Annotated in this window: 18 protein-coding genes; 1 reads left to right on the forward strand and 17 read right to left on the reverse strand. The window is 70.6% G+C overall.

Translation table 11 applies throughout. The features are described 5' to 3' along the window. Positions 1–5: 5 nt before the first annotated feature. The 5 genes from ACFHVL_RS12380 to ACFHVL_RS12400 form a co-directional block, all read right to left on the reverse strand. A complete protein-coding gene (locus tag ACFHVL_RS12380; protein WP_416627786.1) occupies positions 6–1,037 on the reverse strand; it encodes a TauD/TfdA family dioxygenase in 1,032 nt (343 codons plus the stop codon). 17 nt (positions 1,038–1,054) lie between these two features. Then, entirely contained in the window at positions 1,055–7,414 is a 6,360-nt protein-coding gene (locus ACFHVL_RS12385; protein WP_416627787.1) for an amino acid adenylation domain-containing protein, read from the reverse strand. A 39-nt stretch (positions 7,415–7,453) separates the two neighbouring features. Next, complete coding sequence (locus ACFHVL_RS12390; RefSeq protein WP_416627788.1) at positions 7,454–7,687, reverse strand: acyl carrier protein; 234 nt, start codon at positions 7,685–7,687, stop codon at positions 7,454–7,456. A gap of 75 nt (positions 7,688–7,762) precedes the next feature. Next, positions 7,763–8,785 carry a beta-ketoacyl-ACP synthase III gene (locus ACFHVL_RS12395; RefSeq protein ID WP_416627789.1) on the reverse strand — a complete coding sequence of 341 codons (1,023 nt, stop codon included), beginning with the start codon at positions 8,783–8,785 and terminating at the stop codon, positions 7,763–7,765. Between the two features lie 118 nt (positions 8,786–8,903). Then, positions 8,904–10,244, reverse strand: a complete 1,341-nt coding sequence (locus ACFHVL_RS12400) for a helix-turn-helix domain-containing protein (protein ID WP_416627790.1) — start codon at positions 10,242–10,244, stop codon at positions 8,904–8,906. 247 nt (positions 10,245–10,491) lie between these two features. Here ACFHVL_RS12400 and ACFHVL_RS12405 point away from each other — a divergent pair, with 247 nt between their 5' ends. Beyond that, positions 10,492–10,689: a hypothetical protein gene (locus tag ACFHVL_RS12405; RefSeq protein ID WP_416627791.1), complete on the forward strand. Its 198-nt coding sequence runs from the start codon at positions 10,492–10,494 to the stop codon at positions 10,687–10,689. Between the two features lie 15 nt (positions 10,690–10,704). Here the strand turns inward: ACFHVL_RS12405 and ACFHVL_RS12410 are convergent, their stop codons facing one another. From ACFHVL_RS12410 to ACFHVL_RS12465, 12 genes are all read right to left on the reverse strand, one after another. Then, the gene (locus ACFHVL_RS12410) at positions 10,705–13,662 is read right to left on the reverse strand and encodes an AfsR/SARP family transcriptional regulator (protein WP_416627792.1); all 2,958 of its coding nucleotides are present in this window, start codon (positions 13,660–13,662) and stop codon (positions 10,705–10,707) included. Positions 13,663–13,952: 290 nt separating this feature from the next. Then, positions 13,953–15,071 carry a Gfo/Idh/MocA family protein gene (locus ACFHVL_RS12415; RefSeq protein WP_416627793.1) on the reverse strand — a complete coding sequence of 373 codons (1,119 nt, stop codon included), beginning with the start codon at positions 15,069–15,071 and terminating at the stop codon, positions 13,953–13,955. Continuing rightward, entirely contained in the window at positions 15,041–15,751 is a 711-nt protein-coding gene (locus tag ACFHVL_RS12420) for a ThuA domain-containing protein (RefSeq protein WP_416627794.1), read from the reverse strand. The genes ACFHVL_RS12415 and ACFHVL_RS12420 overlap by 31 nt, the downstream gene beginning before the upstream one ends. A 178-nt stretch (positions 15,752–15,929) precedes the next feature. Continuing rightward, positions 15,930–16,505: a class I SAM-dependent methyltransferase gene (locus ACFHVL_RS12425; RefSeq protein ID WP_416627795.1), complete on the reverse strand. Its 576-nt coding sequence runs from the start codon at positions 16,503–16,505 to the stop codon at positions 15,930–15,932. Positions 16,506–16,588: 83 nt separating this feature from the next. Beyond that, the gene (locus ACFHVL_RS12430) at positions 16,589–17,824 is read right to left on the reverse strand and encodes a condensation domain-containing protein (RefSeq protein ID WP_416627796.1); all 1,236 of its coding nucleotides are present in this window, start codon (positions 17,822–17,824) and stop codon (positions 16,589–16,591) included. A gap of 19 nt (positions 17,825–17,843) precedes the next feature. Further along, positions 17,844–18,899: a hypothetical protein gene (locus ACFHVL_RS12435; protein ID WP_416627797.1), complete on the reverse strand. Its 1,056-nt coding sequence runs from the start codon at positions 18,897–18,899 to the stop codon at positions 17,844–17,846. After that, positions 18,896–19,963: a phosphotransferase family protein gene (locus ACFHVL_RS12440; protein ID WP_416627798.1), complete on the reverse strand. Its 1,068-nt coding sequence runs from the start codon at positions 19,961–19,963 to the stop codon at positions 18,896–18,898. Before ACFHVL_RS12440 ends, ACFHVL_RS12435 begins: the two co-directional genes overlap by 4 nt. Then, the gene (locus ACFHVL_RS12445; protein ID WP_416627799.1) at positions 19,941–20,951 is read right to left on the reverse strand and encodes a Gfo/Idh/MocA family protein; all 1,011 of its coding nucleotides are present in this window, start codon (positions 20,949–20,951) and stop codon (positions 19,941–19,943) included. The genes ACFHVL_RS12440 and ACFHVL_RS12445 overlap by 23 nt, the downstream gene beginning before the upstream one ends. Further along, positions 20,941–22,257 (reverse strand): hypothetical protein, encoded by a 1,317-nt coding sequence (locus tag ACFHVL_RS12450; protein WP_416627800.1) that lies wholly within the window; start codon positions 22,255–22,257, stop codon positions 20,941–20,943. The genes ACFHVL_RS12445 and ACFHVL_RS12450 overlap by 11 nt, the downstream gene beginning before the upstream one ends. Next, positions 22,254–22,514, reverse strand: coding sequence for an acyl carrier protein (locus ACFHVL_RS12455; RefSeq protein ID WP_416627801.1), 261 nt, complete (start codon positions 22,512–22,514; stop codon positions 22,254–22,256). Before ACFHVL_RS12455 ends, ACFHVL_RS12450 begins: the two co-directional genes overlap by 4 nt. Before the next feature lie 4 nt (positions 22,515–22,518). Then, on the reverse strand, positions 22,519–23,694 hold the full coding sequence (locus ACFHVL_RS12460; protein ID WP_416627802.1) for a radical SAM protein: 1,176 nt from the start codon (positions 23,692–23,694) through the stop codon (positions 22,519–22,521). Beyond that, positions 23,667–25,040: an MFS transporter gene (locus ACFHVL_RS12465; protein ID WP_416627803.1), complete on the reverse strand. Its 1,374-nt coding sequence runs from the start codon at positions 25,038–25,040 to the stop codon at positions 23,667–23,669. Before ACFHVL_RS12465 ends, ACFHVL_RS12460 begins: the two co-directional genes overlap by 28 nt. Positions 25,041–25,275 lie beyond the last annotated feature (235 nt).

Raw genomic sequence — 25,275 nt, forward strand, 5'->3', positions numbered from 1 at the left:
GCGGCTCACTTCCCGTACACGGTGTTCGCGGGCGCGGTGACCGGGTCGCAGTCGGCCAGCGCGATCGGGTCGCCCATGGCCACCAAGATCTTCCGAGCGCCCTGGAACGCCTCCCGGCCGTGCGCGCAGAGGATGTTGTCCACCAGCAGCAGGTCGCCCTCCTGCCAGGTCTCGCGGAGGGTCACCTGGTCGTACACCTGGTTGAGCGCCGCGGCCTCGGCCTCGGTGAGCGGCGTTCCGTCGCCGACGTACGTATCGAACGGCAGTCCGTCGTCGCCGTAGGTGTCGAGCAGCACGTCGCGCACGTCGGGATCGAGGCTCCACCGGCTCCAGAAGGCGACGTGGTTGAACCAGGTCCGCTCGCCAGTGACCGGGTGGGTGATGATGGCCGACCGGCGCTGCCGGGTGCGTAGCTCCCCGTCGGGCAGCCACTCGTATCCGATGACGTTCTCGCGGCAGTACGCCTCGACCTGGGCCGGGTCGTCGGTGGCGAAACTCGCGTGCCACGGCAGGCCGGCCAACTCGGAGAAGTTTCGTACCAGCAGCCAGCCCGTGGTGGCGAACCGCGCACGCAGATCGGCCGGGATCAGATCCAGCGCCCGGCGCATGTCCCCGACGGTGGTGGCACCGCCCGACTCCGGTGCGGTCACACAACCGAACAGCAGTACCGCCGGAAAGTCCAGCGTGTAGCTGTTCTCGTTGTGCAGCCGAATCGGCTGGGCGGCGGGCAGGTCGGTGGAGGAGAAAACACCTTCCCCGAAGTCGGTACGCGGAGTCGCCTTCTCCTTGTACGACGCGCGCTTGGGCAGCAGCACGTCCCGGACCCGCGCGAAGTCACCGGCGTCACGTACCGGGACGCCGCGGATCATCAGGCAACCGGAGCGGTTCAGCTCCCCCCGGATCGCCTCGCCCTGTTCACCGACCCAGGAGGTCGCGGCGTCGAGGCTGTCGAACGCCGGGGTCTTCAGGATCGGTGGCTTGCCTTTCTCGTAGCTGACGTCGAGATCGATGGTGGCGACCGTGTCGGTGGTCGGCATGGTGTTCCTCCCCTGTGTCAGGACTGGGCGACGACGGCTTGCGCGCCGCCGTCGATGAGCTCACCGGCGCGGGTGCGCCGACGCAGTGCGGGCAGGCGCCGCCGAGGTGCCTCGGTGCCGGCCGACGAGGCGGGAGTGAGCGTGTCGAGGTGCTCGGAGAGCGCCGCGACGGTCGGTGCCTGGAGCAGTTCACGGATGCCGACCTCCACGCCGAGAACAGCGCGCAGCCGGCTCGCCAGGCGAGGCACCAGCAGGGAGTGGCCGCCGAGGTCGAAGAAGCTGTCATCGATGGAGACCCCCTGGACGCCGAGAATCTCCGCGTACAGATCACACAGCACCGCCTCGCGTGCATCCCGCGCAGCCCGACCCCGCACCGACGGCCCGTACACCGGCGCAGGCAACTGCCTACGGTCGACCTTGCCGTTGGCCATCAACGGGAACGTCGCCAGCACCACCACCGCCGACGGCACCATGTGCTCCGGCAACACCCCCGCCACGAACCGCCGCAACTCCACCGCATCCACCCCGGCCACCGCATCAGCCGGCACCACATAAGCGACCAACCGCCTGTCACCGGGCCGGTCCACCCGGGCCAACACCACCACCCGACCCACCGCCGGATGCCGGGCCAACACCGCCTCCACCTCCCCCGGCTCCACCCGGAAACCCCGAATCTTCACCTGCTGATCCGCCCGACCCATCAACTCGACGACACCCGCCGCGCTCCACCGCGCCAGGTCGCCCGTGCGGTACATCCGCGCACCCGGCGCACCGAACGGATCAGCCACGAACGCCGCCGCCGACAACCCACTTCGGCCGAGGTACCCATCCGCCAGGCCGGTGCCCGAGACGTAGAGCTCTCCGGTGATCCCCGCCGGCACCAGCCGCAACCGGTCATCGAGCAGATAACAACGCCGGTCACCGATCGGCGAACCAACCGGCAACACCCCCACCGGCGGTCCCACGACCGGATACGCGTGGGTGAAGATCATGCTCTCCACCGGCCCGTACACATGAACCAACCGCAACTCCGGACGGTCCCGGCGCAGACGGGACACATGCTCCAACGACGGCTGCTCCCCACCCGTCATCACCTGCCGCAACACCCCGAACACCGCCGGGTATTCGTCCACGATCAGGTTGAACAACCCCGTCGACAGGAACAGTGTGTCCACCCCGTGCTCCACGACCAGGCTCGCGATCTGATCGGCCTGCGGCCGCTGCCCCGGCTGCAGCACACACGTCCCGCCAGACAGCAGCGGACCCCAGAACTCCAACGCGAACGCATCCCACGACACCGGCGCACACTGCAACCACACCGCACCCGGACTGAAGTCCACATACGACTGACCGGTCACTGTGCCCACCACCGCCCGATGCGACGACAACGCACCCTTCGGCCGCCCCGTCGAACCCGACGTGAACATCACACACGCCGCGTCACCCTCATCCCCCACCACCCCCGGATCATCACCCACCAGCCCATCCCAGACAGACTCATCGACATTCACCACCGGCAAGCCCGGAACCCGGCCAGCCAACACCGAATCAGTCACCACCACCGACACACCCGCGTCCGCGGCCAACTCACCCAACCGCACATCCGGAAACTCCGGATCCAACATCGCGTACGCCGCACCCGACTTCACCACCGCCAACACCGCAACCGCCATCGCCACACCACGCGGCAACAACACCCCCACCACACCACCACGACCCACACCCAGCAGATACCGCGCCAACCGGTTCGCCGCCACCTCCAACTCGCCATAACTCAACCGGTCACCACCGAACACCACCGCCGTCGCCCCCGGCTCCGCCACCGCGCGGCGCTGGAAGCGCTCAGCGAGGGTGCCGCCGCCAGCCGGCGGACCCGCACCCAACGCCAGCATGGCGAGTCGCTCGTCGGCGGAGAGCACCGCCAACTCCTCGATGCGCGTGCCCGGGTCGACGACGGCCTGGCCGGTCACCCGTACCAGCGCGGCAACGAGCCGTCGTACGGTCGACTCGTCGAACAGGTCGGTGCGGTACAGCATCACCCCACTGATGCCGGCGTCGCCCTCCTCGCGCAGCAGCAGGTCGAGGTCGAACTTCGCCGAGCCGGTGTCGACGACCTGGCTCGCGGCCGCCTCGGCGCCGCCCAACCGCAGCCGGTCACCGGCCGCCGGTTCCAACGCGAGGCAGACCTGGAACAGTGGGTGCCGAGCCAACGAGCGGGGCGGATTGAGCGCTTCGAGGAGCAGGTCGAACGGGACGTCCTGGTGGGCCAGGGCGTCCAACGCGGTAGCCCGGACCCGGCCGAGCAGCTCCCGGAACGTCGGATTGCCCCCGGTGTCGGTACGCAGCACGAGCGTGTTGACGAAGAACCCGACCAGGTCGTCGAGCGCCGCGTCCGGACGACCGGCGACAGGTGAGCCGATCGGCACATCCGTACCGGCCCCGAGGCGAGTCAGCGTGGCAGCCAAGGCAGCCTGCAGCACCATGAACACCGTGCAGCCCTCCGCCCTGGCGAGGGCCACCAGGCGCTGGTGCAGGTCCGCACCGATCCGCACGGGTACGGCACCGCCCCGGTGATCGGTGATGCCCGGTCGGGGTCGGTCGAACGGCAGCGGCAACTCGTCGGGGACCCCGTCCAGCGCCTGCCGCCAGTACGCGGTGTCCCGTGCCAGTACGCTCTGCGGGTCGCCCGCGTCGCCGAGCATCGCCCGCTGCCAGAACGCGTAGTGCGCGTAGCGGACCGGCAACGGCGTCCAGTCCGGCGCACTACCCGCGGACCGCGCGGCGTAGGCGGTGGCGAGGTCGGCCACCAGCGGCCGGACCGACTGCCCGTCGGTGGCGATGTGGTGCAGCAGCACCAGCAGGACGGACCCGGCAGCTCCGAGGTCGAGCAGAGTGACCCGGACCGGCGGCTGCGTGGTCAGGTCGAACGGCACCAGCGCCGCCGCGGCGAGCCGGGCGTCGACCTCGGCCGGGTCACACCGATGCACCGCGAAGGCCACGTCGTGTCCGTCCAGCACGACCTGATAAGGCTCGCCGTCCACGGAGCGGTAGACGGTGCGCAGGACGTCGTGGCGGTCTGCCACGTCGGCGCAGGCGCTCCGAAGCGTGTCGGCGTCGACCGGGGTGGCGAACCGGAACGACAGCGGCACGTGGTACGTCGCGGCCGGGCCGCTGACGCCGTCGAGGAACCAGAGACGGCGTTGGGCGTACGACAGTGGCAACCGCTCCGGCAGTGCTCCCGCGGTCAGCGGCAGCCGGGTGGGGACACCGCCGCTGGTCGCCAGCCGGTCGGCGAGCTCCGCCACGGTCGGGGCCTGGAACACGTCCCGGACGGTCAGCTCCGACCCGAGCGCGCGCCGAATCCGGCTGACCAGCCGGGCGGCGGTCAGCGAGTGACCGCCGAGTTCGAAGAACCCGTCATCGACGCTGACCGACGGCACCTCGAGGAGCTCGGCGAACAACCCGCAGAGCAGCTCCTCGCGGGCGTCACGGGGTGCCCGTCCGGCCGGTGTCGCGGCGAACTCCGGCGCGGGCAGGGCGCGGCGGTCCAGCTTGCCGTTCGCGGTGAGCGGCAACCGGTCCAGTACGACGACCGCGGCCGGTACCAGGTACTCGGGGAGTCTGACGCGCAGCCAGGACCGCAGTTGCCTACCGTCGAGCGTGCCGCCGGGCTCACCGATGGCGTAGCCGACCAGGCGCAGGGTGCCCGTACCGTCGGCCACGGTGACCACGGCGGCCTGCGCGACCGCGTCGTGGCCGAGCAGGACGGCCTCGACCTCGCCGGGTTCGACCCGGAACCCGCGGACCTTCACCTGCGCGTCGGCCCGCCCGCAGAACTCCAGTTGACCGGCGGCGGTCCAGCGGGCCAGATCGCCGGTGCGGTAGAGCCGCCTGCCGGCAGCGCCGAACGGGTCGGCGACGAACCGTTGCGCGGTGAGGCCCGGCCGGTCCAGGTACCCGTACGCAAGGCCGGTCCCCGCCAGGTAGACCTCACCTACCGCGCCGACCGGGACGGGACGCAGCCGGGCGTCGAGCAGGTACCCGCGCTTGTTGGCCACGGCCCGCCCGATCGGCACCCCGGTCCCCGCCGGCTGACCTGCGGGCACGTCGTACACCGTCGTGAAGCCCATCGACTCGGCCGGGCCGTACCCGTTGCGGACCGTCAGCGCGTCACCGTATCGGTCGAGGATGCGGGCCACGTGCGTGGCGGAGGCGGGCTCGCCGCCGGTGAACGCAAGCCGCACCCCGGCGAACGCCTCGGGGTGTTCGTCGACGAGGAAGTTGAACAGGCTGGAGGACAGCTGCAACATCGTGACACCGTGCGCGGCCACCAGCTCGGCGATGAGCGCCGGTTCCGGACGTTGGCCGGGCTGCAGCACGCAGACCCCACCGAATGCCAGCGCGCCCCAGAACTCCAGCGAGAACGCGTCCCAGGAAACCGGCGAGCACTGCAGGAAGACCTCGTCCGGGCCGAACGTGGCGTAGCGCTGGCCGACCAGCGTGCCGACCAGTGCCCGGTGCGACGAGACGACGCCCTTGGGCCGGCCGGTGGAGCCCGACGTGAACATGACGCAGGCCAGGTCGTCGCCGGTGACCGGCGCAGCGGGTGCGGTCGCCGGGTAGGCGGTTATGGCCGCCGCGTCGGTGTCGAGGCAGACCGTCCGGGCGTCGCCCGGCAGCCGCCCGACGAGCGCGGTCCGGGACACCACGTGCGACACTCCGGTGTCGGTCACCACCCAGCCGAGCCGCTCGTCGGGGAACTCCGGGTCGAGCACGGTGTACGCCGCGCCGGCTCGGACCACCGCCAGCAGCGTGACCGCGAGTTCGACACCGCGTTCCAACAACACGCCCACGATGTCGCCGCGGCGGACCTCGGCCGCGACGAGGTGGCGGGCCAGCCGGTTGGCGCACTCATCCAGTTCGCCGTAGGTGAGCCGGTCGGCACCGCACACCACAGCCGTCCGCTCAGGCGCGATCGCGGCCTGCTCGGCGACAAGCGCGCCGAGGTCGCCGTCGGCGACCGGGACAGCGGTGTCGTTCCATCCGCGCACGACGAGGTCCCGCTCCGCCGGGGAGACAAGCTCCAGGTCGCCGACGCGTACGCCGGGTCGGGCGGTCAGCTCGGCCACCAGCCGCAGGAAGCTCCGCAGATACGCGTCGAGATCCACGGCGGACCGGTACGCCTCGTCGATCGAGCAGTCGATCCGCACCGAACCGGCGGCCGTGCGAGACACCGTGGTCGAGAGTTCCTCGGCGGTTCCTCCGGTGGCGAACAGATGCGGGCGCACCCACATACCGACGAAGTGCGGCTCCTCCTCCGCCGCCACGATGTTCATCACCGGACCGAACAGACGTCGACCGTTGGCCGGCCAGTCCAGGTCACGCAGCAGGTCGGCCGCGTCGTAGCGCTGGTGCCACTGGGCGCGCAGCGACTGCGCGGCGATCCGGGTGGCCAACGACTCGCCGGTGCTGGTCGGCTCGACCTGGCAGCGCAGCGGCAGGACGTTGGCCGTCATGCCGGGGGTGTCGCGCCCGGTGATGCCGACCCGACCGGTCATCGGCAGGCTCAGCACCACATCGGTCTCGCCTGTCCACAGGTGCCGGTGCACCACGGCCGCGGCGACGAGTGCCTGCTGCCAGGTGACGTCCGCACGCCGCGCGAAGGCGACCAGCGCCGCGAAGACCTCCTCCGGAAGGTGCGCGGTCCGCCGCGCGATCCGGTTGGTGGCGGGCCCGGCCGTCGACACCGCCGACGGGTAGGTCGCGCCGTCCATGACCTTCCGCCAGTACGTCGCGTCCCGCCGCTGCGCCGCCGAACCCACGTACGCCGACTGCTCGTCCAGCAGCCGGGTGAACGCGCCGAACGGGGCACCGGTGGCCTGTCCGCTGGCCAGACCGGCGTAGATCTCCGCCATCCGACGACGCACGATCGTCGTGGAATACCCGTCACGGATCAGGTGGTGGGCCCGGTCGTACAGGATGAAGTGCTCGGGACCGAGCTGGAACAGCAGGTGGTTGTAGAGCGGTCCGGACTCAAGATCGGGGACGACGGCCATGTCGGCGCGCATCCGCCGTACGGCCTCGGCCTGCGGATCGGGCTCGCCGCTGAGATCGACCACGCCCGCGTCGACCTCCGGTGCCGGCCCGACGTACTGCCACGGCACCCCGTCGACCTCGACGAAGCGCAACCGCAGCGTCTCGTCCTCGGCGATCATGGCCAGCAGCGTGGCTCCCAGCAGGTCCGGGTCGACCGCACCGCGGACCTCCAGGTACCCGCCCATGTTGAAGACCGGATTGTCCGGGCCGATCCGCTGGGCGTACCAGACGCCGAGTTGGGCCGGGTTGAGCTGCCGCGCGCCGGATGGCAGGCCTGACATGGGTGCCCCTTCGTCTCGTCGGTTTTCGCAGTCAACCGGTCACTGGCGCCGCTGCACCAGGTCGAAGATGTCCTGCACGGAGTGGAGCCCGTCAAGATCGTTGTCTTCGATCGCGATCCCGAAAGCCGCCTCGATCTTCACCACGATGTCGACGAGGGAGAGTGAGTCGACGCCGAGTTCGACGCCGAGCCGAGCGGTCGGCTGAATCCGGCCCTCCAGGTCCGGCACAACCGCGACGACGATGTCCGAGACCTGCTCCAGGGTGGTGGTCATGGTGCGGTTCCTCTCGTTCCAGTACGCTCGGCGAGCGCGGGGGGCCTGACGGGGCGGTGGCTGGGCGACGGCGGTTCAGCGGAGGTCCGGCCAGGTGATCGCGGCCGCGGCCCAGGTGAGGCCGGCGCCGAACGCGGTGAGTACGATCCGGTCGCCGGGCCGCAGCCGGCCGGCCTCGGCGGCGTCGGCGAGCGCGAGCGGTATGGAAGCGGCCGAGGTGTTCGCCACCCGGTCCACGTTGACGAGCGCTCGCTCGGGTGCGACGCCGACCGCCTCGGCGGTCGCGGTGAGGATGCGTTTGTTGGCTTGGTGGCCGACAAGCCAGTCGACGTCGCCGACCGCCCAGCCCATCTGGCGCATGACCGTCTGAGAGGCCTCGGTCATCCGGGCGATCGCGTTACGGTAGACGACCCGGCCCTGCATCCGCAGGTACAGGTCGGCCCGGTCGGGTACGGTCCCGGCCACCTTCTGCCGCGCCCCGCCCGCGGCCACGAGCAGCAGGTCGGCGAGGTCACCATCGCTGGCCAGTACCTGGGCGGTCAACGCACCGGGCTCGTCGCGCCGGCCGCCCCGGATCACCAACGCACCGGCGCCGTCGCCGAAGATCGGCGCGGTCATCTTGTCGTCGGGGTCGGTGACGGTGCTCATCGCCTCCGCCCCGATGATCAGCCCGGTGGTGTACGGCCCTGCCGCCAGCAGCCCGGCACCCACGGTCAACGCGTACAGAAAGCCGGAACAGGCGGCGTTCACGTCGAACGCAGCGATGCCGGCCAGACCCAGCCGGGCCGCCACGAACGGCGCGGTGGACGGGAGCTGATGGTCGGGTGTGCAGGTAGCGACGACGAGGAAGTCGACCCGGTCGAGCCCGGCCGACTCCAGCGCCCGCCGGGCCGCGCCCACCGCAAGGTCCGACGTGGATGAGCCTGGATCCAGAATGTGCCGCTGCTCGATACCGGTCCGCTCGCGGATCCAGTCGGTGGTGACGTCGAGCCGTGCCGCGATCTCGTCGTTCTTCACCACCCGCTCGGGCAGACAGGCGCCGATGCCGGTGACGACCGCTGTCGGGGTGTCCGATCCAGACAAGCCACCCATGGACATCACTCCTCCTTCAGTGCCCGCCGCAGGGTTTGCTTCACGCACTTGACCATCGAACACCCGGCGTCGGCGGCGGGGCGGCAGTTCGCCCGGCACTCACGCCAGCAGATTCCACCGTCGATCACGACCGGCAGGTCGCCGGGACCGCCGCGGTGAGATGGCATGCCAGCACGAGATTGAGCACCTCGAACCGGCAGCGGCTCGCCTCGTACCAGGGCCTGACCACGCCGTGCAACAGCAAGCTGCGCAACCGCCGCCCAGCGTCGGGCAGCGGCAGCCCGGTCAGCGTCACCACGTCGTCGAGCTCGAACTCCCCGCCGAACTCACACAGCGCACCGAGCAGTTCCCGGTCGTCTGCCGGCAGCCGGTCGAGGTGGCGCATCAGGTCGTCGCGATAGCCGCAGCCGCCGTCCGGACCGGCGGCGTGGCCAAGCAGCCCTTCGGGGTCGCCGTCGAGACACCGGTACAGCACCTCCAGTTCGTACACCACAAGCCAGGACGCGGCGGCCCGCAGCGCGGCCGGCAGGCCGTCGACCTGGCGGCAGATCTCCGCCACGGCCGGCACGTCGGCGTCGCTCAGCGTGTACTGCGGCCGAACCTGGAGCACCCGGTCCAGGAACAGACGCACAGCCGGCACCCTCGCCAGCGTCCCGGCGTCGCGGATGTCGCTCAGATGGGGCAACTCCAGCGGGCCGAGCAGGAAGAGCCGTTCCGGCGGCACCCCCCACGCCCTGTCGGAGGTGACGATCAGGCGCAGCTCAGGGCAGCCCCGCAGCAGCAGCTCCAGGCGCTCGGGACGCGGGGAACGACCGTCGGCGCCGTCGATCACCAGCAGCGCAGGCGCCTCGCTCACCAGATCGACGAACGCGGCGACGCCACCACTCTGCCCCGCGAACAGATCCTCGACCGCGGCCCGCACCATCTCGGCGAGCGACTCGGCCATCTGCTTGCGGTGGTCGGCGACGGCGTCCGTCATCGCGTGCCACAGCACGGGCATCCCGTCGGAGGCGTGCAACCGGGTGGCCACCTCCAGGACCAGGCGAGTCTTGCCAACGCCGCTGAGCCCGACGACGTTGACCAGCCGCTCGCCACCTGAGGCGAGTTCGTTCTGCAGGGCCGCGAGTTCGGGCTCGCGGGCGATGAGCGGGTCTGTCGTGATCGGCGGCGCGGGCATCTCGTCGCCGGACCCCGGCAGCGGCCCGAAGACGAGCTGGCCCAGGGTCGCCGCGCTGGTGAGGTCGGCGCGGGCCCGTGGACCCAGCCGCAACGCCTCGGCAATGAGCCTCACCGTGTCCTGGCGGGGCCGCCGCGCCTTGCCCTGCTCCAGATCCCGAATCGCCCGAACGCTGATCGTGGAGAAGTCGGCGAGCTGCCGCTGGGTCATCCCGATCCGGACTCGATGCTGCCGGATGAGCCGCCCGAACTTCGATACGTCGTTGGCAGGGTCTATGTCGACGATCATGGTGCGCATCTCCTTGGTCGTGATGTCGACCGGGGAGGTGGCCGAGAGCCGCTGTAGCTGCCACTTCGGCCGGTCCCGATCACCTACGATCTTCCGGAGCGCGTTATCAGCCCACCATCACGACACCAACCGGCTGAGTTAGCCGACAGTGATAGCCACGGGATAGCAGCGGCGATAGTCCCAGGTATGCCGCCCTTCCTAACGTCGTCCCCAACACCGAACGGGAACCGACGAAGGGAAAACCGAGATGCGCGCTGTCGACGCCCTCAAGATAGCCATCGCCACCGGCGCGGTCGCCGCGGCCCTGACGATCAGTGCCGGTGCCGCACACGCCGACACCACGGACCCCGCCGTCGACGCCCCCACTGCAGCCACCACCGCCTCGCCGACACCGGCCCCCACTGCGACGCCCGGCGCCGGGACGCAGAACCACCCCTGGGACTGAACCGGCCCGGACGGTTCAGGAAACCGGCCTGGCCGCGGCGGTGACCGCCGCCAGCAGTTGCTCGGCCTCGTTCATCTCGCGATGCATGTTCCGGTCCTGGAACGTCGCGATCGCCTGTTCCAGCAGCCCGGCCGCCATTGCCGGCTCGCCGGCCCGGTCCATCAGCCGTGCGAGGTCCAGCCGCACCACCGCGGCACCGCCGTGGTCCATGACCTGTTCGCGGATGGCCAGCGCGTTCGCAAACAGCTCCTTCGCCTCCTGGATGCGCCCCATCTCGGCATTGACCTCGCCGAGGTTGCGTAGGAGGTGGCCCTCACCGATGGCGTCGCCGCTGTGGCGGACCATCCCGAGCACTTTGTCAAGGATCCGTTCCGCCGCCGCGGACTCCCCTCGTTGGGCTAGAACCTGACCGACCCGACGCAGCGCCTGCGCCTCACCACCGACGTACCCGGTGCAACGGTAGATCTCCAGCGCCTCCTCCAGCTCCGCGTGGGCGACCACGCCGTCCCCGCGCCGCATCCTGATGTGTGCCCGCTGGGTCAACACGCTCGCCCGGCCCACCACGTCATCGACAGCGTCGAACCCGGTGATCGCCAACCCGTACAACCGCAGCGCCTCGTCGTCAGCGCCACGCTGGCGCTCCAGCAACGCCAGGTCACGCCGGCACAACGCCAACCCGTGCCGGTCATCCACCTGTTCGAACAACGCCAGTGCGGCCTCCAGCGCCTCCCGGGCCTCCACGGGCTGGCGCCGGCTGCTGTGCAGCGTGCCGAGCGAGCCGAGCAGTACGGCGGTGCCACGGGTGTTGCCGCAGCGGCGAACCGCCTCGAGCGCGTGCCGGTGCGTCTTCTCCCACTGATCCAGATATCCGCGCGACTCGAAGAGCGTCACCAGCGTCGCGGCAAGATCCCAGGCCAGCTCGTCGAGGTCCGCCGCGGCGGCCTGCTCGACGGCCGCACAGAGGTTGACCTGCTCACCGTCGAGCCACTGCAACGGGTCGGTCAGCACCTGCTCGGCGTACATGCGCGGTGGCAGCCACCGCCTGGCGTCGCCGTGCAGGATCGTATAGTCGCCACCATAGATGCGACGATGGGCCTGCTCGGCGAGCGCGAGCCAGCCCCCGGTCATCCGCTCGAGCGCCGCCCGCCGCACCTGCACGCTGTCGTGCGCGACGAGTTGCTCCCTGGCGAAGACCCGGAGGATCTCGTGAAAGCGGTACCGGAACTCGCCGGTCGGCTCCACCGCGACCACGTCGAGCATCTGGACGTCGACAAGCGGCTCCAGCAGATCCGACGGGAACGCGCGGTGGTCGTCGAGGAGCGCGCCGGCGAGCCATCCCGGCAGCGACGGGCCTTCGGCGAGGCTCAGCAGGCGCAGCAACTGCCGGCCGGTGCGGCCCAGTCCGTCGTGGCTGAGTGAGATGCTGGCCCGGATCGTCATCTCGCCGTGGGTCAGCTCATCCAGCCGGTGCCGTTCGTTCGCCAGCCGGTGCACCATGGATGCCAGCGACCAGTGGGGACGGGCGGCCAGCCGGGCCGCGATGATCCTTATCGCCAGCGGCAGTCCACCGACCGTGCCGATCAGCGCCGTGGCGGCTTGCGGTTCCCGAGCCACCCGTCCTGCGCCGATGACCCGGCTGAGTAGTTCGAGGGCCTCGGCGGTGTCGAGAATGTCCAGCTCCAGCCGGTGTGCGCCTGGCAACGCGGTGAGCCGCGCACGACTGGTGACCAGCACCGCGCAGTCCCCGCTACCGGGCAGCAGCGGTCTGATCTGGCTCTCCGACGCCGCGTCGTCGAGCACGACGAGGGCCCGCCGGTGGGCCAGCAGATTGCGGTACATCTCGGCACGCTCGTCGACGTCGTCCGGGATCATCGACCCCGGGATGCCCAGTGCCCGGAGGAACCGGCCGAGCACCTCCATCGCCTCGACCGGTGCGGCGCGGGTGCCCCGCAGGTCGCAGTAGAGCTGCCCGCCGGGAAACTGGTCGTGACCCAGCCGGTGGGCGATGTGCTGCGCGAGCGTGCTCTTGCCGACGCCGGGCATCCCGACGATCACCACGACCCCGATCGGGCGGTGCGCCGTCTCGGAACCGGTGAGCGCCGCCTCCGCGGCGGCGACCAGGTCGTGGCGCCCCACGAAGTCGGCGGTGTCGGCCGGAAGTTGGCGGGGTCTCTCCACCCGGTACCCGGCGGAGGTAGGCACGGGGGCCGGCCGGTCCGCGTCGGCATCGGCCGCCGGGGCGGTGCTGGCGGAGACGTGGACCGGGGTCTCCTCGGTGCCTGGTACCAGCGCCGCGTCGCCGGAGTGGATCGCCTTCTCCAGCCGCCGCAGGTCCTCCCCTGGCTCCAGGCCGAGCTCCCGGATGAGCAGTTCGCGGCCGCTACGGTAGCTCTCGAGCGCCTCGGCCTGCCGGCCGGACCGGTACAGAGCGACCATCAGCTGGCCCCGCAGCCGCTCCCGCAGGGAGTACTCGTGGACCAGTCGCCCGATCTCTCCCACCAGCTGGTGGTGGTGGCCGAGCTCGAGCTCCAGGTCGAGGTAGGTCTCAACGGCGGAAAGCCGTTCCTCGTCGATCCGCAGTGCCTTGGTCCGAAGTGTCTCGCTGGGTATGCCACTCAGGCAAGGGCCGCGCCACAGCGCGACCGCGGCGCGTAGCAGTTCGGCGGCCTCGGCCCGGCGGCCCTCCTTGATCAGCGCTCGTGACCGGGTCACCTGACGGTTGAACACCCGCAGGTCGATGAGTTCCTCGGCTGCGCGCATCAGGTACCCCGGCGGCTTCGTGGCGATCGGGGCGTCGACGCCCGCGTCGGCGAAACTCTTACGCAGCCGGGAGACGCAGATCTGTACCTGGGTGCGGGCGGTGTCTGGTGGCTCCTCGTCCCAGATGAAGTCCACAAGGTGGTTGCTACTTACCACTCGGTTCGCCTCCATCAGGAGGGCGGCGAGGATGGTCTCCTGCCGGCCAGGCGGCACGCGGACCGGACCTGCCGGTCCGTTGACCTCGAGGGGACCAAGAACTCTGAACACGATCGGTGCCGGACCGATCAGTTGACCGTCTGCGGACACCAGGTGATTACTCTCCAAGGCCGACACCTTCAGAGATTGAGGAATTTTCGTCTACGTTGACCGAATGAGCGCACGCTGTCCATCACGCAAAGGGTGATCGTTTAGGGCCGCGTGAGGGGTTGCGCCGGGGCTCCATTAATGATCATCGGCGCGCTCATCTGGATCCCGCATCCCGAGCGACCGCCGTGCCGGCGTCCTCAGCGACCCCGGCCGAGGGCTGGCCGCCAGTCCTCGGCCGGGGTGAACGGGACGGGTGCGGGGCGCTGCACCGTCGTCGTCAGCTCGACCCGCCGGCCCTCGGCGGCCGACCGGAGCAAGGTGGTCATGATGTCGAGCACGTGCAGCCCTACCTCACCGCTGGACCGTGGCGGACGCATCTCGTCAGCCCGGACCAGGTCGATCAGGCCGACCCCCCGGGAGGCGGCGGCGTAGCCGGCCCGTGGTTCGAGGGACCGCCACCCGGGGCCGTCGAGCGCGAGATGGCGGACCTCGCCGTCGAACTTGTTCGGATCGGGTACGACGAGGGTGCCGGTCTCCCCCTGTACCTCGATCGGCGCGGCCGTCGTCGCGACACCGTCGAAGCTGGTCGTGAGAGTGCTCAGGGCACCGCCCGCGTGTTCCAGTACACCGGTCACGTGGGTCGGCACCTCGACCGGGATCCGCTGCCCGAGGCGGGGGCCCGAGCCGATGACCCGGGCATCACGCAGTTGGCTGGCCGCCCCGATCACCGCCCGGACCGGCCCGAGCAGGTGGACCAGCGCCGAAATGTAGTACGGCCCCATGTCCAGCAGCGGCCCGCCACCCCTGGCGTAGTAGAAGTCGGGGTTGGGGTGCCAGCGCTCGTGTCCCGGGGTGACCATGACGGCCGAAGCGCAGAGCGGACGCCCGATCAGTCCACCGTCGATCGCGGCTCGGGCGGTCTGCGTACCGGTGCCCAGGACGGTGTCCGGCGCGCAACCGACGCGGACGCCGACCGACGCCGCCCGGTCGATGATCGACCGGCCCTCTGGGAAGGTGACGGTGAGCGGCTTCTCGACGTAGACGTTCCTGCCGGCGTCGATCGCCGCGCCCGAGATCTCGGCGTGCGCCGCCGGGATCGTGAGGTTGAGCACCGTCGCCACCTCGGGGTGCTGAAGCAGTCGCTCGACGCTCACCGCCTCGGCATCGGGAATCGTGGCGGCGACGGCGACAGCCCGGGCCGCGTCCAGGTCGGCCACCGCGACGACGCGCACCGTCGGATGGCCGGCGAGCGTGTTCAGGTACGCGCGGGAGATGACCCCGAGACCTACGACGCCGACGCCGTGCGGGTCGCCCACACCATCCCCCTTTCGATGACGGTACGGACGCACGGGTGCTGCAGCACGTCGAGACTGTGTCCCGCCGTGGTCACGACGATCCGTCCGGCACCCCAGTTCCGGGTCCAGATCGCCGGCGAGGTGACCGGCCGGTGCCACGGGTGCCACGGCTGCGTCGGGTGGGTGGTGGTGGCCAGCACCTCGATCAGGTCGTCGTGCAGCACCCAGTACTGCTCGGTGACCAGGTCGAAGTCGGCGATTTCGGCGGTGATCGGATGTTCCCGGCCGAGGGCGGTGATCGTGACCGAGTGGGGCAGGAAGTTGTCCTTCTCCGCGCCGCTACGTTCGCACGGCTGGATGCCCGGATGGGTGGCGAACTGGCCGCCCACCAGGTGCAGGTAGTCCGAACAGGCGCGGAACGAGTCGACGATGCCGCCGTGCCAGCCGGTGAAACCCGTCCCGGCGACGATCGCCGCGGCCAGACCCGCCACCTGCTCGGAGGTGATCTGCGACATCGTCACGCATTGCACGATGAGGTCGGTGTCGGCCAGTTCGGCGGCATCGGCGTAGACCTCCGTCGACCCCTCCACCCGTACCGCGTATCCGCTGCGTTCGAGAAACGGGATGAACAACTCCGTCGCCTCGACCGGCCGGTGTCCCTCCCAGCCGCCCCGGACCACCAGGGCTCTGCGCCGCACCACGCCCGCTCCCTCCCCCGGCCCGTCTCGCCTGCGGGCCACCGCTACCGCTCAGCCGACGCCCGCAGCCTCCGACCATCGGCAAACCGTACCCGAGCACCACCCGCTCGGCTCTCGCCCGGCGGCAACCCACGTCGAGTGGATCGATGTTCAGACACCGGCGGCGGCCGGGCACGACCGGCTACCCGTCATGGCTTGGAATCTTTTTGCGGGCGACAATCCACGTGACGACGGGCCAAAGCGGATTGTTGCGGACGGCGAGTCGGTGCAGCGGATGCCAGCGACTCGCCGGTACGGGCCTGAATCGCAGGCCCAACCAGGTGATCGGCAGCATCGCCAGGTTTCCCCACCCACCCACATCGATCGGGTCGGCAACGCCACGGCAGAGCAGGCGCAGGGCGTCCGGAGTGAACCGCCAGAAGTCTTGGGGAGACCCGTGGATCTGGTTGAAGAAACAGGTGGTGTGGATGATGTGACCGCCAGGTCTGGTGACGCGGACGCTTTCCCGGACCGCGGCGAAGGGGTCGCCCTCGACGTGCTCGAGCACCTGGTCGCTGAGCACCACGTCGAACTCGTTGTCCGGAAACGGCAGCGCCAGCATGTCGAACTCTGGATAGTTGGCCTCGACGGTAGCAGCCTTCCCCAGGCCGATCTGTTCGGCGAAGTACTTCGATCCGCTGATCGCCAGGACGCTCAGTCCTGCGCCGCCCTCCCCGTCGATGGTGTTCGCTACCACGGAGGTCAGCCGCTCGTACATGACGTACCTCGTGGAGTGGGGGCGCCTGCCGTACGTCGGAGCCGCAGGCCCGCCACCCAGCACCCGCCCCAACCACGCACCGATCATGCGGTCACGTCCCGTACCCGCCCTGGCATCCGGTCCAGCACCGTCCGCACCACCTGCCCGGTCCACCCGAGCCCGTCGCCGCGTACATGTGCCGTCAACGCCCCGTCGACGTCCGTTCGGAACCTGATCCCCAGAAAGGAGGTGTCGCCGACGTCCGGCGGACCGGCGGCGGCGGCCACCGCAGCCAGTGACCGCCCGAACAGGATCGTGTCCGGTCGCAGTTGTGGAATCAGCTCGATGAACGGCACGAACCTCGCGGGGTCTGCGCCACGGCCAGTCACCCGGTCCAGGGTCCAGGTCGGGTATCGACAGTAGCGCACTGCCGCGCTCAACGTCAGGGCCAACGCGCGCAGCTCGGCGGTCGCGGTCAACGGCACCGCGACGTACGCCGGCGTCAGGCACGGGCCGGCCATGGTCCGCCAGCGCGGGCTGTCGCGGCGCTCGAACAGCGTGCTGAACAGCAGATGGTCACCCTTGCCGGCGACGGCGTACGGCGCCATCTGCTCGGTCAACACCGCGAGCAGCCCGGCGAACGGGGTACCCCGCCGCGATCGGGACCAGGACTGCAACCGGGCGAAATCGTCGCTGGGCAGCACCTGCCGGCGCAGCGCGAACGGCGGGCTGCTGGCCGCAGGCGACGGGGCGGCGAGAGCGACGTCGGCCAACACGGAGCGCCACCACCGGGCCGCCTCGGTCTCGTACGAGTCGGCCACCGCCGCCTCGTACACCGCGTACTCACCGTACTGTCCGGTCGGCGGCTCCGGTCGTGGCGCGCCGCACCGGGCGGCGTAAAGGTCGCCGAGGTCGCGCAGAATCCGCCAAAGCGTCACCGGGTCGCTGAACAGGTGGTGCAGATGCACGGCGAGCAGATGTTCCCGCGGCGACCGCCGAACCACCCGCAGCACCAGTGGGGTGCGTACGGTCGCGGCCGGAACCGGGTGGTGCAGCAACTCCTCGGCGGACCCGGACCACCCATCGAGCAGATCGATCGACGCGGGGACCACCTCCTCGACCACCTGTGTGCCCGCGTGGACGTCGACCCGGGCCCGCAACACGTCGTGCCGGGCGACCAGATCGTTGGCGGCGGCGGCCAGGACCCGCAGGTCGAGCGTGCCCATGATCAACAGTACGGCGTTGACGGTGAACCACGGGTCGGTGGCGCGCCCGGGCCTGGTGGCTTCCCCGGCGACCATGAAACGCTGCCAGGTCGACAGTGGCCAGACGGTACTCATCCCCACAACCTCTTTCCGGTCACAGTCCCGACGTCAGTTGTTCGGTCAGATCCGGCACCCGCCGCGCCGCGCCGCGTAGCGCGTTGTGCGCCCGGGCAAGCGCTTCGGACGGGTACCCCTGGTCACGCCATTCGTCGAAGGCGATGCCGAACCCGAGCCGCCGCCACAGGTCGCCGTTGCGCCGCTCGTGGTCACCGAAGGGTTCCAGCAGCACCAGCGGGGTCGCCGACCACAGCGAGTCGAGCAGCGTGCCACCGCCCGGTTTGCTGACCACCGCCATCGCGACGCGCGTCAGGTCGAACGAGGGGTGGTGGCCTGCGCCGCGGACGAAGTCGGTCGGGATGCCCGGGCGCAGCCGGCCGAGCGGGGGGTATCCGTCATCGGTCCACGGCTGCCAGTCCGGGTCGATGAGGTGGTACCGCACCGCCGGGTCGTCTACGGTCGCGTCCGCCCGCTCGTGGGCGATGACGTCCAACGTGTAGCCGGCCGCCACCAGGGCGCCCAGGTGGTCACGGTAGGTGCCCATCCCCCATCCGCCGCCGTGCAGCAGCAGAGTCCGGTCCCGGTCCGCCCACGGCAGCTGCGGCGTACGTGAAACCGGGATCGTCGCGGGTGTCGACACCCGCTCGGCGTCCGCGAGCCAGACCCGCTCGCCCGGGTAGGCGGTGCTGTCCTTGAACGACGGTGAGGCGACCGAGTCGACGTGGCACACGACCACGTGGGCGGGTTGTCGGTGCTGGTCGATGTAGCGGGCGACGACCGGCAACCAGTATCCGGAGAACACGACGAACCGGTGTGGTCGCCAGATCGACCAGTCGGCGAACAGCTCATCGAGGCGATCGCCCGGCACCGCCTCGACCGGGTTGGTCGCGATCCGCTGCCCGGTCAACGCGACGCGGAAGTCTCGGTGGAAGGCCACCTTCATCGCCGTGGTGGTGGCGAGTTTGGCCGGTGGCAGCAGGCGTTCCAGCACGGTGACCCGCACCGGTGTGTTCCGCTCCCGCAGCCGATCGGACAGCAGCAGGCCGGGGACATGCACGCCGAGGGCGACACCGGAGGTGAGCACCTCGATCATGATTCGGTCCAGGCCAGCCGGTCCACGGCTGCCCGAAGGTGGCTGGTGACCAACCTGGCCATGGCGCGGTCGTCCGGTCCGGTGGCCCCGCGCGGCACCGCTTCGACGGTCATGATCAGGTAGAGGTAGACGCGGTAGAGTTCCAGGCGCAACCGGGCCGCCACGCCGAGTTCCGGCCCGCCCTCCATTGGGTCGGCGTCCAGCGGCCCGCCCGCCGGACCGACGTCCAGCGTCCCGCCCGCGGAACGGTAGCCGGCGATCAGATCCGGGTCCTTCTCCGCTCGCCCGAACAGCCCGAGTGACGGCAGTTCGGCGAGAGGGTCTCCCCAGAACGCGCGCTCGCCGTCGACCACCCCGGTGACCCGGACCTGATCCGGGTCGACGAGCACGTTGCCCGGCCACAGATCGAAGTGGACCAGGGTCGGAACGGTGACCTCGGCGAGCGCCGGGCGGGCCGCAGAGACCCGGGCCTGCAGCATCTCGACGGGCACCGGCAGGTCGACACCGTACCGGGCGGCATCGGCGAGGACCGCTTCCAGCATTCCGGTGAACGCGGTCGGCCAGTCGGCGGACAGACCAAGCTGGGGGTAGCCGAAGCCGCCACCACTGACCCGGTGCAGGCCGGCGACCGCCGCGCCGAGCGTGCGCCGCAGCCGTACGGTGGGCTGCCCGGCGAGGCGGTGCTGGCTGTCGTACCAGTTGGCGCCGGGCAGTTCGGTCATCAGCAGCCAGTCGGCGGGTACCAGGTCACGGTCGGTGCAGACGTGCACGACCTCCGGCACCGGCAGCACGGGTGCCGCTGCGCGGTAGAAGGCGGCCTCGGTGGACAGCAGGTCACGCTCGTAGGTCAGGCCCGCCGCGGCCGGCGGCGGAGCGATCTTGAGAACCAGGCGTCGGGCCCCACCGGTGACCCGGAACACGGTGTTGAAGGTACCGCCGGAGGCTGGTTCGACCAGCGCGTCCGACGGCTCGGGCACTCCGGCCCGCCGCAACATCGCGATCAGTCGTGTCCGGTCCGGTCGGATCTGCCGACCACCCCCGTCAACGGTCATCTTGCTGGTCACCGAACCCCTTCTGATGGGTCGTGGCGCGGTCCTGAATCGTGGTCATCACGGCGACCCGCTGCGCCGCCGCGGCCAGTTCGGCGGTGCGGGCCGCCCCGTCTCCCGCGACGAGTTCGGCGAACCTCCGTAGCTGCCGGTCGTAGTAGGAAACCGGCGGGAAGGACTCGATGGTGGTACCACCGTCGGCGTGGCGTACCGCGATGTTCAAGGGCAGGGCTGCCACGATCGGCCGGAGGAAGGCCCGGACCCGGACCCGTGCCTGGGTGAACTGCAACTCGTGCTCGGCTACCGGTCTCGGGCCGAACCGGCACGCCAGTTCGGCCCGTACGCCACCCCGCTCGACGTGGGCGGCGAACTCGAGGTCGGCACCGCCCGGCATGACCCGCACCCGCCGGCCATCGCCGCGTACCCCGTCCAGGCCCATGATCGCCTGAACGGCCTGCAGCCAGTAGCTCGCCGTATCCAGGAAGATGCCGCCGCCGAGCTCGCGGCGCAGCCGGTACCCGCCGTCGGCCGGTGGGGTGAACTCGATGGTCGTCGTCACCGTGCGCAGCTGCCCGAACCTTTCCTCGGCGAGGATCTCCCGCACCGCGTCCTGCCACGGATGTCCCGCAGTGGGCACCGCCTCGGCGACGAGCACCCCTGTTTCGGCAGCTGCGGCCATCAGTGCAGCGGCCTCGCCGGTGGTCAGGCACAGCGGCTTCTCCACCAACACGTGCTTGCCGCAACGCGCGGCGGCCAGCGCCCACCTCGCGTGCGCGGAGTTGTGCAGCGACACGTAGACCGCGTCCAGCGTCGGGTCCGCGACCAGCGCGGCATAGTCCCGGTGCACCCGGGGCACACCGTGCCGCTGGGCGAACGCTCGCGCCCGGGCCGGATCACCGGCCGCGACCGCCACCGCTGTGACCCCGCTGATCGCGCGACTCGGCGCGATCACCGCCCGGGCCGCGATCCCAGTCGCCCCGATCAGGCCCAGCTCAAGCCACATGCGCCGACCCCGTCTGCCGCAATCCCACCGACGCCAACGACGCGAGTACGCGCTCCCGCAATCGCGCCGCCTGACCCGGTACGCCGCGCAGCACGCAGTGCCATCGGGTCACCGGCGTCGCCACGACACCGCCCAGGGGCACGCAGCCGGTCCGGGCCGACCGGCCGGCCCCGGCCGACCCGTCGGCCAGGTACAGCAGGTTGTCACGGCGCAACGCACCCAGCAGCTGGCCGGTGGTGGTGCCCGGCCGCGCGGCCAACTCGAACTGCCAGAGGTGACAGCGGGCCGGATCGCCCGGTCCGTCGGCGCAGAAGCGCTCCATTTGCAGCACCAGCCGCCCGAGTGAGATCCGGGCGTTGACCTCCAGCACGGGCAGCAGGGTGCCGTCGCCGAGCACCATCGCGTCGATCGACAGCGGGCCCCAGTAGCCGGCGGCGAACGCCCGCCGCGCCACCTCACCGGCCACCGCCCGCAGCTGCGGCTCCAGCGGCGCCACCGTCTCGTCCGCCGGCCCGGCGCCGGCGAACCGGAATCCCCGATTGTGTACGGAGCACACTCCCAGCCACCGCCAGGTCCCGTCACGGCCCAGTTCGCCGTGCGCGGACAGGTCGTGCCGCTTGGCGTAGTGCCGTTGCACGAGCAGCTCGACCCGGCTGCCGGCCGCCACCTGCCGGTCCAGTACCCGGGTGATCGCCCGCAGGACGCCCGGCGAGGCAACGGTCAAGGTGCCACCGCCGGCGACGCCGAACGGGTCCTTGACCACCGCCGGGAAACCGACCCGCGTCACCGCCCGCGCCAGCTCCGTGGTCGAGTTGACCGGCTCGGCCGCACCGACGTACCCGAGTTCCCGCACCACCTCGTTGGACCACCTTTTGGAGTTGACCCGCGCCACGTCCGCCACCGCCGGCAAAGGGTGCGTCGGCCGGTCCGCTGACGCGTGGGCGAGCGCGGTGATCGGGCTGGTGACCGCGTACGGGTCCAGACGGTGAGTGGCCAACAGTCGCGGTGCGGCGGGATCGGTGGCGAACGACTCGGCCACGTCGTCGGCCGTCGCGTTCCCGGCCACCGGGTGATTCGCGAACCGCAGGCCGGCCTCGGCCAACGCCGCGAGCAGCTCCCCGTCCATCGCTCGCCGGGTGACGAGCGTGTCGCCGGGCGCGCACATCCCCGCGAGCACCTCGTCCATCGCCTCGACCTGGCCCCGCGTCGACGACGCGAACGCGGTCGTTTCCGGCAGCCGGGCGAGATCGTCCGGGCGCCACCAACGCTCGGCATCGAACGTGCCGATCCGCAAGGCCGGCGTCACCGCGACGCCACGCCGTCCAGGGTGGCCACCCAGCTGCCGAAGGTCCGCACCGATCGCAACAGGTCCAGGCTCAGCGAGTCGTAGTCCAGCTCGATGTCGAACACGTCCTCCACGCCCAGCAGGAAGGAGATCGCCTGCAGGGAGTCCAGCCCGTACTCCTCGACCAGATCGGCGTCGGTGGCGATGTCGGCCGCTTCGGTGCCGTTCATCAGCACGCCCGCGAGCACGTTCTTGATCGTCGCGTAGATCTCTTCCACCCGGTCACACTCCGTTCAGGTACAGCAGAATGCACTTCGAGCAGACCGGCATCATGCCGCCAGCCGACAAGATCTTGCGGACCTCGCGGAACGCCTCGCCACGCCACAGCTCGACCACACCTGTGTCGTACAGGTTGCCGACCACGAACTCGGGGAAGAACTTGCACGAGCTGACGTTGCCGTCGGCATGCACCTCCAACCGGTTCGACACGGCCAGGCACTTGCTGCGGTTCTGTGCCGGTCGTGAGGTGCCGAGGATGAAGTCCTCCACCTCGTCCGGTTCCAGCTGAGGCTGGTAGCGCACCCGGACCCGCCACCGCCGCTCAGCCAGGCGGGTCATCGACTCACGCAGCACGGGCAACAGTTCGGGTGGCAGCTGGTACGTATAGGAATGCCAGGTGGGCCTGTCGGTGCCGGTGTCGTTGGCGAGCCAGGCGAAGGACCGCTCGTAGAGATCGTCCATCGCCCGTGCGACCTCGGGGCTGATGTACCACGGAAACTGGAAGTAGACGGTGTTGACGCCCAGCTCCTCGGCCCACTGCATGAACTCGTACATCGTGCCGACGGTGGCGTGGGAGACCATGCACGACAGCGAAACCTCGCCGTCGAAGTCACCGGCGCGTTTGAGCTCGAGCATACGTCGGATGTTCTGGGTGGTACGCGCAAAGGTGCCCGGACCACGGATCGCGTCGTGCTCGTCACCCAACCCGTCGAGGCTGACCAGCAGGTTCAGGTTCGCGCCGATACGAAGCAGATCGTCGAGGCGGCGGCGGAACAGCAGGCCGTTGGTGCACATATTCACCGTACGCGGGTAGCGTTCCAGCAGGTCGGTCAGCTCGGTGAACCTGGTGTACATCAACGGTTCACCGCCCCACAGGAACAGCTTGGCCCGGTTCGCGGCGGTGACCCGTAGTACCTCCGCCACCGCCCCGATGTCCAGCTCGGACCGTTGTTTGGCGGAGCTGAAATCGCGGAAGAAGCCTTGCTCGTTCCACTGGTAGCAGTGCACGCACCGCAGGTTGCACCGGTAGGTGAGCTGGAGGCTGATCTCCTGCGGCAGTGCGGCGGCGTACCCGGGGTCGTCACGTTGGTGTCTGCGGGCCGCCGATCGGATGGCGGCCGTGTGTTTGATGTCGGCGAACTCCTTGGTGTTCAACGTTCTGGTGGTAGTGGGGTGCATGGTCTCTCCCATCTGGCAGCGTCGGACGTACGCGGCCGGCTACGGTGATCGGGCAGCCGCGCGGGCAGGAGAAGGACGGATCCGGCCACGCACAGTCCCGCCGCCGCGATCACCACGGCGAGCGCACCCGACGAGCCGAGTGGGCCACCGACCAGGCTGGCGGCCGTCCCCCCGGTGAGCGCGCCGAGCGGGATCGCCGACGATGTCAGCACCCGCGCGGTGGCGTGTACGGTCGCCTGCCGGTCCGCCGGAGTCACCTGCTGCCGGATACTGGTGACCACCACCCCCCACGCCGGCATCCACAGCGCTGAGAAGGCGCGGATCGCGAACAGCAGGGCAACCGGCGCGGACACGAGCAGGCACAGCGGGAGCGCGACCCACGCCAGCCCTTCGAGGCAGGTCACCACCAATGCCCTGCGGGCACCGAGGATCCGGGTCAACGGTTCAGCGCCGAGGACCCCGAGCAACGCGGCGGCGGCACCGACCGCGAGCAACAGACCGGTGCTCGCACTGGACATACCGAGGGTGCGGTAGGCGAACAGCAGCAGGACCGCGTCGATGGCGCCGACGCCGAACGCCCGCAGCGCGGAGCTGGCGACCAACGGCCGGAGCAGGGGGTGGTGACGGGTGTAGCCCAGTCCGTCGCGTACCCGTCTCAGCACCGACGTCCGGTCCGGGCGGGGCAGTCGGGCAAGCCGGATCCGCGCGCGCAGCAGCGCCGACATCAGGAACGGCGCCGCGCCGATGAACAGCGCCGTGACCGCGCCGAGCCCGCCGACGACGGCACCGCCGAGTGCTGGACCGGCAAGCTTCGACGCGCTGTCCGAGGCCTGCTGACGGGAGTTCGCTGCGACCAGCCGTGCCGGCGGGACCAGTGCTGGCACCATGACCTGACCGCACAGGTCGCTGAAGACGGTGGCGACACCGGCGGCGGCGACCAGGGCGACGACCGGCACCACCGAGGTGATCCACCCGATGGCGACCGCGACCGCCAGCAGCACGAAGACCCCGCACCGGACCAGCTCGGCGGATATCGTCACGCGCAGCACGTTGGCTCGCACCAGCAGGGCGCCGGCGAACAGGCCGACGACCGGGTAGGCCAACCACCCCGCCGCAGCCACCATCCCCACCTCGACGTTCGACGCGTCGAGGAGCAGGATCACCATGGTCGGCACGGTGAATCCGGTCAGCCGGTCACCGATGGCGCTGGCCGTCTGCGCCGTCCAGAACAGTGCGAAGTCCCGGCTCATCGTCGCCGGGCGTGGAGGCCGGGCGACGGGTCCGGCGGACGACGGATCGTCGCCGGTGGTGTCCCGGTCCGTCCCGATTCCCGACCCGATACCCAACTGCTACTCCTACGTCACGGATCGTTATCGATCTATACAACCACAGAGGTCGATGATCGCCAACCGCCCCCGTCCCGCTTGCCGTCCTCCACGGTCCGATCCGTGGAACGAACCCGACGAATCAGCTCCGGGCCGTTCACGAATGTCGGCGCCGCGGCGGGATCGCGGCGGGATCGCAACGTCGAACGCGATCTGCAGGCCTGGCGTGTGTCCCGGACCGCAGCGCTAGGCTGCC

It is taken from the genome of Micromonospora sp. LOL_023, assembly GCF_048060115.1.
Classification (GTDB): Bacteria; Actinomycetota; Actinomycetes; order Mycobacteriales; family Micromonosporaceae; genus Micromonospora_E.